Source organism: Kineococcus vitellinus (genome assembly GCF_009906315.1).
Taxonomy (GTDB): Bacteria; Actinomycetota; Actinomycetes; order Actinomycetales; family Kineococcaceae; genus Kineococcus; species Kineococcus vitellinus.
The window spans coordinates 1-9,064 of sequence record NZ_JAAALL010000184.1 but is presented as its reverse complement, the minus strand read 5'-3'; the positions used below and the strand labels follow the sequence as shown (position 1 = coordinate 9,064).

Genomic DNA, 9,064 nt, shown 5'->3' with positions numbered 1-9,064 from the left:
CTGTCCTCCGGGGCGGGGGCGGGGGCGGCCCCGTCTCGACCGTGCTCCCATCCTGCCCCCGCACGGCGGGCGGCGCCGCCCCGGCTCACCAGCCGGCGACGGTCTCGCGGTCGTAGCTCCACACGGCGCTGTCGTTGATGACGGTCACGTCGGCGGCGTGCCCGGACAGCCCGCGGGCCGTGGCGGCCTCGGTGACGCGCTCCAGCGCGCGCTGGGCGGCGCCCTCGGCGTCCAGGCCGTCGCCGTCCACGCTGATGACCACGTCGTGCTCGGGGGCGTCGACGGCCTCGACGCGCGGGTGCGCGGAGTGCAGGTCGGCGATCAGGCCGGCCAGCGCGCCCGCGGGCCAGTCGCCGTCCTCGTGCAGACGCACGTAGACGGCGTACTCGTGCTCCATGCCCTCCTCGATGAGCCCGTCGATCTCCTGGTCGATCCGGGCGTCGAGCTGCTCCCCGGTCCTCTCGTCGTTCACGCGGGACAGCATCGCAGCAGGGCCGGGCGCGCGCTCGCCGCCACGACCCGGACGGCGCGGGGGGCGCCCGTCGCGCGCCCGTCACGCGCTCGTCACGCACCCGTGACGCGCCCCGGCGGCGGGCGCGGCGGCGGGCGGCATAGGGTCGGACCATGCGCAGAGCGAAGATCGTCTGCACCCTGGGACCGGCCGTGGCCGGTACCGAGAGGTTGCGGTCCCTGGTGGACGCCGGGATGGACGTCGCCCGGATGAACTTGAGCCACGGCTCCCACGACGACCACCGGGCGAACTTCGAGGGGGTGCGGGCCGCGGCCGAGGCGACCGGCCGCTCCGTCGCCGTCCTCGCCGACCTGCAGGGGCCGAAGATCCGCCTCGGCAGGTTCGCCGACGGTCCGCACGAGCTGGCGGTCGGTGACGCCTTCACGATCACCACCGAGGACGTCGTGGGCACCAAGGAGGTGTGCTCGACGACCTACGCGGGCCTGCCCGGCGACGTGTCGGTCGGCGACCGCATCCTCATCGACGACGGCAAGGTCGGCCTGGAGGTCACCGCCGTCGACGGCCCGCGCGTGAGCACGCGCGTGACCGTGCCGGGCCCGGTGAGCAACAACAAGGGCATCAACCTGCCCGGGGTGGCCGTCAGCGTGCCCGCGCTGAGCGAGAAGGACGTCGAGGACCTGCGCTTCGCGCTGCGCCTGGGTGTCGACCTCGTCGCCCTGAGCTTCGTGCGCTCGGCCTCCGACGCCGACGACGTGCACCGGATCATGGACGAGGAGGGCGTGACCGTCCCGGTCATCGCCAAGGTGGAGAAGCCGCAGGCCGTCGAGAACCTGCGCGAGGTCGTCGCGGCCTTCGACGGCATCATGGTCGCCCGCGGCGACCTGGGCGTGGAGCTGCCGCTGGAGGAGGTCCCGCTCGTCCAGAAGCGCGCCGTCGAGCTGGCCCGGCGCCAGGCCAAGCCGGTCATCGTCGCCACGCAGATGCTCGAGTCGATGATCAGCGCCCCGCGGCCCACCCGCGCGGAGACCTCCGACTGCGCCAACGCCGTCCTCGACGGCGCCGACGCGCTCATGCTCTCCGGCGAGACGAGCGTCGGGGCCTTCCCCTACGAGGCCGTGCGCACCATGGCTCGCATCATCGAGAACACCGAGACCCACGGCGCGGACCGCATCGCGGCCCTCGGGACGGTCCCGCACACCAAGGGCGGCGCCATCACGCTGGCCGCGGCCGAGATCGGCAAGCAGCTGGAGGCCAAGCTGCTGGTGACGTTCACCCAGTCCGGCGACTCCGCGCGCCGGCTGTCCCGGCTGCGCTCGGGGATCCCGCTGGTGGCCTTCACGTCCGAGGAGACGACGCGCCGCCGGCTGGCGCTGTCGTGGGGCGTGGACGCGCAGTACGCGGCGTTCATCAGCACCACCGACGAGATGGTCAAGGAGGTCGACTCCCGGCTGCGGGAGATGGGCCGCTGCGTCGAGGGCGACCTCGTGGTCATCGTCGCCGGTGCCCCTCCGGGGATCATCGGCTCGACCAACGCCGTGCGGGTGCACCGCATCGGGGACGCGACCTCCGGCGTCTCCAGCGCCTACGCCTGAGCACCGGCCGCCACGTGCGAGCGCCCGCCGCCCGAGGAGCGCCTCGGGCGGCGGGCGCTCGCGCGTCGCCGCGCGCTCGGCCGGGCGGCCGGTGCCCTGGGTGGGATTCGAACCCACACTGGATCGAGTTTGAGTCGATTGCCTCTGCCGGTTGGGCTACCAGGGCGCAGCCGGGCGGGGGAGCGCCCGGGTGCCCGGTCACCCTACCGGTGCAGCGCAGCGGCCCTGCGCGCCCCAGCCCCACGACGGGGGGTCGTAGGCCGTCTAGGATGCCTGCGTGACCAACACTGCCGACACCACCGCCTCCTCGCCCGCGACCACACGTCGGGTGGTCGTCGCGGAGGACGAGGCGATCATCCGCCTGGACATCGTGGAGATGCTCACCGAGGCCGGCTACGACGTGGTCGGTCAGGCGGGCGACGGCGAGCAGGCCGTCGCGCTCGCGGAGGAGCACAAGCCCGACCTCGTCGTCATGGACATCAAGATGCCCGTGCTGGACGGCATCTCGGCGGCCGAGCGGATCGCGAAGGCGCGCATCGCCCCGGTCGTCCTGCTGACCGCGTTCTCGCAGGCCGAGCTCGTCGAGCGGGCCCGCGACGCCGGGGCCATGGCCTACGTCGTCAAGCCGTTCACCTCCGCCGACCTGCTGCCGGCCGTCGAGATCGCCGTGAGCCGCCACCAGCAGATCATGGCCCTGGAGGACGAGGTCGCCGACCTCGCCGACCGCTTCGAGACCCGCAAGCTCGTCGACCGCGCCAAGTCCAAGCTGCAGACCCAGTTCGGCATGACCGAGCCCGAGGCCTTCCGCTGGATCCAGAAGACCTCGATGGACAAGCGCCTGACGATGCGCGAGGTCGCCACGACCGTCATCAGCGCGGGCGACGACCGCGCCTGAGGTCCCCCGCCCGCTCCGCCCCGGGGCCTCCGCCCGCGCTGCACCGCCGCCGCGCGGGCACCCGGCGGCACCGCCGCCGCCGGCCGCCGCGCGGTGGTCCACCACGCCCGCGCGCGGGCGTGCGCGCCGGTCACTCCGGTCACTCCGGCGTCCCCGTGATCGCACAATTGCGCACTGCAACGCTCCCCGGGTGGCAGATCTGTGTAACGACCCGGTGAACACGTGCACGAGTCGTCCCCGTTCACCACGGCCTTCCCCTACTGTTCACCCCGGCTCCACCGCTCTCGGGTGGGTGCTCGCGGGTGGTGCCCAGGTGCCCCCGCGCCCACGGCTCAGGAGGACGACCCAGTGCGCCCCATCGTCAAGATCGCGACCCCGGTCGCAGCCGCTGCCCTGCTGCTCGCCGCCTGCGGCGGGACCACCGGCGGCAGCAGCGACACCTCCTCGTCCGGAGCCGCCTCCGGTGGGGGCGACTGCCCCGAGGGCATCTCCATCGGCTTCTTCGGCGCGCTGACCGGCCCCGACGCCAACCTCGGCGTCAACATCAACAACGGCGTCAAGCTCGCCGTCGAGGAGCACAACGCCGAGTCCGGCGCCTGCCAGGTGGCGGTCGAGGAGTACGACTCCCAGGGCCTGCCCGACCAGGCCACCGGCCTGGCCACCCAGGCCGTCGGCGACGAGAACGTCGTCGGCATCGTGGGCCCCGCCTTCTCCGGCGAGTCCAAGGTCGCCGACCCGCTCTTCGACGAGGCGGGCCTGGTCGGCATCACGCCGTCCGCGACGAACCCGGCGCTGTCCGAGAACGGCTGGGGGACCTTCTTCCGCGTGCTGGGCAACGACGCCACCCAGGGGCCGGCCGCCGCCACCTACATCACGGACACCCTCGGCAAGCAGAAGGTCTACGTCGTCGACGACGCGACCGAGTACGGCAAGGGGCTGGCCGACCTCGTCCGCCAGGACCTCGGCGCGGCCAAGGTGAAGGACAACACGGTCCAGAAGGGCCAGACGGACTTCTCCGCGGTCGTCTCCGACATCCGCGGCAGCGGCGCGGACGCGGTCTTCTTCGGCGGCTACTACGCCGAGGCGGGCCTGCTGCTCAAGCAGATGCGCGACGCGGGTCTGACCCAGGAGCAGGTGGCCTTCGTCTCCGACGACGGCGCGAAGGACCAGGGCCTCGTCGAGGCCGCCGGCGGCCCCGCGGCCGAGGGCGCGATCCTCACCTGCCCGTGCCTGCCGCCGGAGGAGGCCGAGGGCACCTTCGCCGCCGACTACGAGGAGGCCTACGGCACCGCGCCGGCCACGTACTCCGCCGAGGGCTACGACGCCGCGACGATCCTGCTCGAGGGCATCTCCGAGGGCAACGTCACCCGCGAGGACCTGCTCGCCTACGTGAAGTCCTACGACGCCCCCGGCGTCACCAAGCAGCTGAAGTTCGACGAGAAGGGCGAGCCCAGCGAGATCAGCGTCTGGGCCTACAAGGTGCAGAACGGCGAGATCGTCGCCGACCAGGAGATCGGTTCCTGATCCCGCCCATCCCGCGACCCCACCCGCCCCGTGCGGGTGGGGTCGCGGTCCGTCCAGCGGGGTCGCCGAGTCGTCGGCGCCCCCCGAGCACCGGTGGTACACCCTGAACACCTTCCTCGACCTGACCTTCACGGGTCTCGTGGTCGGCGCCGTCTACGGCCTCTTCGCCCTCGGGTACACGTTGGTCTACGGCGTCCTGCGACTCATCAACTTCGCCCACTCCGAAGTCTTCATGTGGGGCAGCTTCGCCGCCGTCTGGTGCATGACCGCCTTCGGCGCCCGCGCCGGCATGGGCGTCGTGCCGGCGATCGGCCTGCTGCTGGCGGCGCTCGTGGCCGCGATGCTCGTCAGCGGCGGTGTCGCCCTGCTCGTCGAGCGCGTGGCCTACCGCCGCCTGCGGGAGAAGAACTCGCCGCCGCTGGTCGCCCTGATCTCGGCCATCGGCGCGTCCTTCGTGCTCTCCGAGCTGATGGGCCTGCGCGACCGCGTCGCCGGCTGGCTGAACCTGTCCGGGCCGCTGGCCCCCTACATCGACCGCGCCCGCGAGTACACGCAGTTCACCAACCCGCTGGCCAACGTCGAGATCGTCAACCTCGGCGGGTTCTCCGTGCGCAGCAACCAGGTCATCGTGCTCGTCGCGGCGCTGCTCATGATGCTCGCGCTCGACCAGTTCGTGCGCCGCTCCCGGCTGGGACGCGGCGTGCGGGCCGTCTCGCAGGACCCGGAGGCGGCCGCCCTCATGGGCGTCAACCAGAAGCGCGTCATCCAGCTGACGTTCCTCATCGGCGGGCTGATGGCGGGCGCGGCCGCGCTGCTGTACATGATCCACATCGGCGTGACCCGGTTCAACATCGGCTTCATCCTGGGCATCAAGGCCTTCACCGCCGCCGTCCTCGGCGGCATCGGCAACATCCGCGGCGCGCTGCTGGGCGGTCTCGTCCTCGGGCTCGCGGAGAACTACGGCTCCCAGCTGTTCGGGTCGGCGTGGAAGGACGTGGTGGCCTTCGCCCTCCTCGTCGTCGTCCTGCTCTTCCGGCCCACCGGGCTGCTGGGCGAGTCCCTCGGGAAGGCACGCGCATGAGCACCACCGCACCCCGTCCCGCCGAGCGCCGCTCCCTCGGCGACCGCTGGCACGAGGCCCCCCGGGTCCTGAAGGTCCTCGTCTGGGCCCTCGTCGCGCTGTTCTTCTTCGCCCTGCCGCTCATCAACCCGCCGCTGCTGTCCACGCCGGACTCCGACTTCGGCTCGGTGCTGTTCACCGTCGCCGGCTACGGGCTGGTGGCGCTGGGGCTGAACATCGTCCTGGGCTACGCCGGCCTGCTGGACCTCGGCTACGTCGGCTTCTACGCCGTCGGCGCCTACACCGTGGGCGTCTTCGGGTCCCTGCACGGCGACCTGCCCTGGCCGATCCTCGTCATCCTCGCGGTGACCGTCTCCACCGCCAGCGGCCTGCTGCTGGGCGCCCCGACGCTGCGGGTGCGCGGGGACTACCTGGCGATCGTGACCCTGGGCTTCGGCGAGATCATCCGCCTCGTCGCCCTCAACTCCGAGTTCCTCAACCAGGCCCGCGGCATCCAGGACATCCCGCGCCCGCCCAGCCTGGAGCTGTTCGAGCTGCCGACGCTGTCCTGGGACGGCGCGGTCGCGACGGTGGACCTCAACGACACCTCGGTGTTCGCGAAGTTCGGGCTGCTGGACGGCGTCCCGTACTACTGGCTCGCGCTGGTGTTCATCATCCTGATCCTCGTCGGCGACACGCTGCTGCAGAACAGCCGCGTCGGGCGCGCCTGGGAGGCCACCCGCGAGGACGAGGAGGCCGCTGAGCTCAACGGCGTCCCCACCTTCCGCTACAAGCTGCTCGCGTTCGCGATGGGCGCCTTCATCGGCGGGCTCTCCGGCGCGCTGTTCGCCTCGCGGCAGGGGTCCATCAACCCCGAGACGTTCATCATCAACCTGTCGATGCTCTTCCTGGCGGCCGTCGTCGTCGGCGGTCAGGGCAACCGCTGGGGCGCTCTGGCCGGTGCGGTCGTCGTGGGCTACCTGCCCGAGCGCTTCCGCGAGGTCGCCGACTTCCGCGTGCTCGTCTTCGGCCTGCTCCTGCTGCTGCTGGCGAACTTCCGCCCGCAGGGCCTGCTGCCACCGCGGCGGGCGCGGCGGGCGCGCAAGGCGACCCAGCAGCTGCAGCACCTGGAAGGGACCGAGGGAGGCGCACGTGCCTGAGCTGACCAAGGACGACCGCTCCGCGCAGGCGGGGCCCGGTGGGCGGCCGCTGCTGTCCATGGAGTCCGTCACCCTGCGCTTCGGCGGCGTCGTCGCCCTCGACGAGGTGTCCTTCGACATCCGCGAGGGGGAGATCCTGGGGCTCATCGGCCCCAACGGCGCCGGCAAGACCACGGCGTTCAACGCGCTGACGGGCGTCTACCAGCCCACCTCCGGCCGGGTCGTCTTCGACGGCCAGCCGCTGGGCAGGCGCAAGCGGTACCAGATCAACCGGCTGGGGATCGCCCGCACGTTCCAGAACATCCGCCTGTTCGGCAACATGACGGCGCGCGAGAACGTGCTCGTGGGAGCCGACTCCCACCACCGCTCCGGCGTGCTGAACTCGCTGTTCCGGTTGCCGATGCACCGCCGCGAGACCCGCGAGGGGCTGCGGCTGGCCGACGAGCTGCTGGACATGATGGACCTCGCCCACCGCGGCGACGACCTGGCGCGCAACCTCTCCTACGGCGAGCAGCGCCGGCTGGAGATCGCCCGGGCGCTGGCCACCCGGCCCAAGCTGCTGTGCCTGGACGAGCCCGCCGCCGGGTTCAACCCGGTGGAGAAGCAGCGCCTGATGGACCTCATCCGGCGGGTGCGGGACCTGGGCAACACCGTGCTGCTCATCGAGCACGACATGCGGCTGGTCATGGGCGTCACCGACCGCATCGTGGTCCTGGAGTTCGGCAAGAAGATCGCCGAGGGAGCGCCCGAGCAGATCCGCAACGACCCCGCCGTCATCGCCGCCTACCTGGGCGTCGACGACGACCAGCTGTCCGAGGAGGACGAGCACCTGTGAGCGAGCAGAGCGCGGTCGGTGCGCCGCAGCGCGCCCTCGGCGAGGACCAGCTCGTCGTGGAGGGCCTCAGCGTCAACTACGGCCGCATCGAGGCCATCCGCGACGTCTCCTTCCGGGTGCCCGACGGCAGCATCGCCACCCTCATCGGGGCCAACGGCGCCGGCAAGACGACGACGCTGAAGACGGTCTCCGGGCTGCGCAGCGTGCGCGCGGGCCGCATCCTCTTCGAGGGCGAGGACATCACCCGGGTGCCCTCGTACAAGCTCGTCCAGCGCGGCCTCTGCCAGGCGCCGGAGGGGCGGGGCACCTTCGTCGGCATGACGGTCGAGGAGAACCTCGACATGGGCGCCTACACCCGCAAGGACCGGCGCTCGGCTGCCTACCGCTCCGACCTCGAGCGCGTCTTCACGCTCTTCCCGCGCCTGCTGGAGCGCCGCACCCAGCCGGCCGGGACGATGTCCGGCGGTGAGCAGCAGATGCTCGCCATCGGCCGGGCGCTCATGAGCCGCCCCCGGGTGCTGCTGCTGGACGAGCCCTCGATGGGGCTGGCCCCCAAGCTCATCCAGCAGATCTTCTCGATCGTCGTGGAGATCAACCGGCAGGGCACCACGGTCCTGCTGGTGGAGCAGAACGCCGCCCAGGCGCTGCGCACCGCGGACCTGGCCTACGTGCTGGAGACCGGCTCGGTGGTGCGCTCGGGCACCGGCGCGGAGCTGGCCGCGGACGACTCCATCCGCGCGGCCTACCTCGGCGGCGACGTCTAGGGCGGTTGCGGCGCGGCGCCCGCGGGCGCCGCGCACCGACCCGGGCGGGCCGGCCGGGGGGTTCCACCGGGGTGGACCTTCCGTCCGGCCCGCTCCTGCTCTAGTGTCCGCTTCCAGCCGCCGCGGGCGGTCACCGGTAGCGGGGGCCCGGTCTGCTCCAGGTGCACGCGCCGACGCGCGTGCGGAAGGGGATCACGTGCCACGACCCGCTGTCGAGGTCCGCGAGGCGAGCGCCGCCGACGTGGACGTCCTCATGGACCTGTACCACTCCGCCCGCTTCGACCAGGGCCAGCTGCGCGCCTCCGTCGACAACGTCCGCAGCCGGCTGCTGGAGGCGCTGCGCCTCGGCGAGGCCCGGGTGCTGCTGGCCTCGCTGGGCCCCGAGCCCGTCGGCTACGCCCTGCTGACGACGTCGCCGCTGCTGCCGCTGGGCAACCCCGCCGGCCCCAGCCTCGAGCACCTGCACGTCGTGCCCGGCCACCGCCGCCGCGGCGTGGGGCGCGCCCTGCTGCGCCGCGCGCTGCACCTGGCGGAGGCCGAGGGCGCCGAGCAGCTGGCCTGCACGGTGCTGCCCGGGGACCGCGACTACACCCGCTACGTGGCCCGGCTCGGCTTCGCCCCGGTCGTGGTGCGCCGCGCCGTGCCGCTGCCCGTCCTGCGCCGCCGCCTCGCCGAGGGCGGCTCCGCCCCGGTCGGCGCCACCGACGTCGTCGCCCGCCGCCGCTCGCTGCGCGCCCGGCTGGCCCGGGCCGGCGGCCAGCC

General features: G+C 72.9%; 9 protein-coding genes and 1 tRNA gene. 8 read left to right on the top strand and 2 right to left on the bottom strand.

Features of this window, described 5'->3' with window-relative positions; translation table 11 throughout:
- Window positions 1–85: 85 nt before the first annotated feature.
- A complete protein-coding gene (locus GTQ99_RS15460; RefSeq protein WP_166616624.1) occupies window positions 86–472 on the bottom strand; it encodes a hypothetical protein in 387 nt (128 codons plus the stop codon).
- Between the two features lie 152 nt (window positions 473–624).
- Between GTQ99_RS15460 and pyk the strand changes: the two genes are divergently transcribed.
- Window positions 625–2,064 carry a pyruvate kinase gene (gene pyk, locus GTQ99_RS15455; RefSeq protein ID WP_166616623.1) on the top strand — a complete coding sequence of 480 codons (1,440 nt, stop codon included), beginning with the start codon at window positions 625–627 and terminating at the stop codon, window positions 2,062–2,064.
- Window positions 2,065–2,156: 92 nt separating this feature from the next.
- Here the strand turns inward: pyk and GTQ99_RS15450 are convergent.
- A tRNA-Leu gene (locus GTQ99_RS15450) sits at window positions 2,157–2,230 on the bottom strand.
- Window positions 2,231–2,341: 111 nt separating this feature from the next.
- On the opposite strand from GTQ99_RS15450, the gene GTQ99_RS15445 reads away from it, so the two are divergent.
- The 7 genes from GTQ99_RS15445 to GTQ99_RS15415 all read left to right on the top strand — a co-directional run.
- Window positions 2,342–2,959, top strand: coding sequence for a response regulator (locus GTQ99_RS15445; RefSeq protein WP_166616622.1), 618 nt, complete (start codon window positions 2,342–2,344; stop codon window positions 2,957–2,959).
- Between the two features lie 348 nt (window positions 2,960–3,307).
- The gene (locus GTQ99_RS15440) at window positions 3,308–4,483 is read left to right on the top strand and encodes an ABC transporter substrate-binding protein (RefSeq protein WP_166616621.1); all 1,176 of its coding nucleotides are present in this window, start codon (window positions 3,308–3,310) and stop codon (window positions 4,481–4,483) included.
- Between the two features lie 139 nt (window positions 4,484–4,622).
- Window positions 4,623–5,564, top strand: a complete 942-nt coding sequence (locus GTQ99_RS15435; RefSeq protein WP_420814571.1) for a branched-chain amino acid ABC transporter permease — start codon at window positions 4,623–4,625, stop codon at window positions 5,562–5,564.
- Entirely contained in the window at window positions 5,561–6,703 is a 1,143-nt protein-coding gene (locus tag GTQ99_RS15430) for a branched-chain amino acid ABC transporter permease (protein WP_166616620.1), read from the top strand. The genes GTQ99_RS15435 and GTQ99_RS15430 overlap by 4 nt, the downstream gene beginning before the upstream one ends.
- Window positions 6,696–7,538, top strand: a complete 843-nt coding sequence (locus GTQ99_RS15425) for an ATP-binding cassette domain-containing protein (RefSeq protein WP_166616619.1) — start codon at window positions 6,696–6,698, stop codon at window positions 7,536–7,538. The genes GTQ99_RS15430 and GTQ99_RS15425 overlap by 8 nt, the downstream gene beginning before the upstream one ends.
- Window positions 7,535–8,302, top strand: coding sequence for an ATP-binding cassette domain-containing protein (locus GTQ99_RS15420; protein ID WP_166616618.1), 768 nt, complete (start codon window positions 7,535–7,537; stop codon window positions 8,300–8,302). Before GTQ99_RS15425 ends, GTQ99_RS15420 begins: the two co-directional genes overlap by 4 nt.
- A 196-nt stretch (window positions 8,303–8,498) precedes the next feature.
- A partial coding sequence (locus GTQ99_RS15415) for a GNAT family N-acetyltransferase (RefSeq protein WP_166616617.1) occupies window positions 8,499–9,064 on the top strand: 566 nt, incomplete at its 3' end.